A 1,417-nucleotide genomic window follows, 5' to 3' on the forward strand; every position below is an offset into this window, starting at 1 on the left:
GGACTCAAAAATGCCCTATAAACAAGGGTGGGAAACTTTAGATGCTAACAGTTCCCATATAAGCAAGCAAAATGCTAATGATGAGATATATTCGCCCCAAATTTACCTCCTCATGCACGGCATTTTTGATCTCTCGGATGGTCTTGCCATAGGAAAGACGCCAACCTTCTATTTCTTCAAATTTGCACATAAGCGATTCCTCTTGATAATTTTTGCAAATATACGAGGAAACTTTCTGATTACCAAATGAATTAACCATTTTTTTTAAAAAAAAAGAACGCCTAAAAGGCAAAAAATAGCAAAATAGAGCATTTGTTTTGAGTTTCAAGTGGTTGTGGCAGTCGTTGGCTTTAGTTGGCAGTGACAAGGAAATGAGAAAAAAACAGATTAGAGAAGTAGAAACGCTTTCAAATCATTACCTCTCAGAAACGCCCTAATAAGCATTTTTAACGGTGGCGGTTCATATTGTAACGTTAAAATAATGCAAGAAGTTTGGCGGTGTGAGGGGAAAAATGTATTTTTGTAACATAATTCTGTTAAACGTTTAAAAGAGAAGATTATGAAAGCAAGAACGATAGGATTAAAAGAACCACAGTTAGTGGTTTCAATATCTGATCCATCTTTGGTCAATAAACTTAAAAGTGCCATTCAAATGCTCAATGGAGTAAGTTCTATTTCGGTTTTAAAACCTAAGAAAACAGAATTGGAACTTGCTGAAGAGGATGTTGCTAAAGGTAGAGTTACACAATGGAACTCTGTTGATGAAATGTTTGACACTATTCTTGGTAAGTGATGTATAAATTAGGAACAACTAAAAGATTCCTAAGACATAGCCAAATTTTTGAGCAGCTTTTTATGTTAATAAATATAAAAGAGGCGTTTTGGAGCATACAGGCACTAAAATATCGGTAGCAGAAATGGTCAAAAATGACATTTCTGTTACAAAATAACACGGAACTCGTTCTTTTAATAGCGTATGGCTAGATTCCTAATTAGTTATCCGTGTTTGTGTCTTTACAAGACTCTAAATGGCAGTAGCACAGACTGCTATAGTTCCCTTGTTTTAGACTTATGATATTGCAAGAATCTCATTGTTGCTCATTGAATCCAATGTTTCCCATTTTCTATTCTGTTTGCCTATGGCGAACATTCTGAGAATGAGTTTGAACTTAACGGCATTCAATGCCTTGCGTTTTGTGTCTGAATCTTGCTTACCTCCTAATTTACGGTTATAGAATGATTGTAATTCTGCATCATATTGTACAGTAATTAAGGCCGCCATGGACAGATCCGCTTTCGCCTGACCATCACAGCGTGCTGAAGGTCGTGGACGCCATCTCACACTGGTGCCTGAAGTGCGAAAGTGCGGTGCCACGCCGACATAACTGGCATATTGCCTTGCTGTTTCAAAAGCGGT

3 protein-coding genes are annotated in these 1,417 nt (G+C 37.2%); 1 reads left to right on the top strand and 2 read right to left on the bottom strand.

Translation table 11 applies throughout. The features are described from left to right. Nucleotides 1–37: 37 nt before the first annotated feature. The gene (locus DW917_RS16840) at nt 38–190 is read right to left on the bottom strand and encodes a hypothetical protein (RefSeq protein ID WP_199545594.1); all 153 of its coding nucleotides are present in this window, start codon (nt 188–190) and stop codon (nt 38–40) included. 369 nt (nt 191–559) lie between these two features. Here DW917_RS16840 and DW917_RS16845 point away from each other — a divergent pair, with 369 nt between their 5' ends. Then, nucleotides 560–793, top strand: a complete 234-nt coding sequence (locus DW917_RS16845) for a hypothetical protein (protein WP_118120539.1) — start codon at nt 560–562, stop codon at nt 791–793. Between the two features lie 276 nt (nt 794–1,069). Here the strand turns inward: DW917_RS16845 and DW917_RS16850 are convergent. Beyond that, a partial coding sequence (locus tag DW917_RS16850; protein WP_147344256.1) for a transposase occupies nt 1,070–1,417 on the bottom strand: 348 nt, incomplete at its 5' end.

The organism is Prevotella sp. AM42-24, assembly GCF_003461825.1.
GTDB lineage: Bacteria > Bacteroidota > Bacteroidia > Bacteroidales > Bacteroidaceae > Prevotella > Prevotella hominis.

What these genes read in the sequence shown, in the direction of transcription:
- DW917_RS16840 (WP_199545594.1), bottom strand. Translation starts at nt 190, where the DNA reads ATGTGCAAATTTGAAGAAATAGAAGGTTGGCGTCTTTCCTATGGCAAG.
- DW917_RS16845 (WP_118120539.1), top strand. Translation starts at nt 560, where the DNA reads ATGAAAGCAAGAACGATAGGATTAAAAGAACCACAGTTAGTGGTTTCA.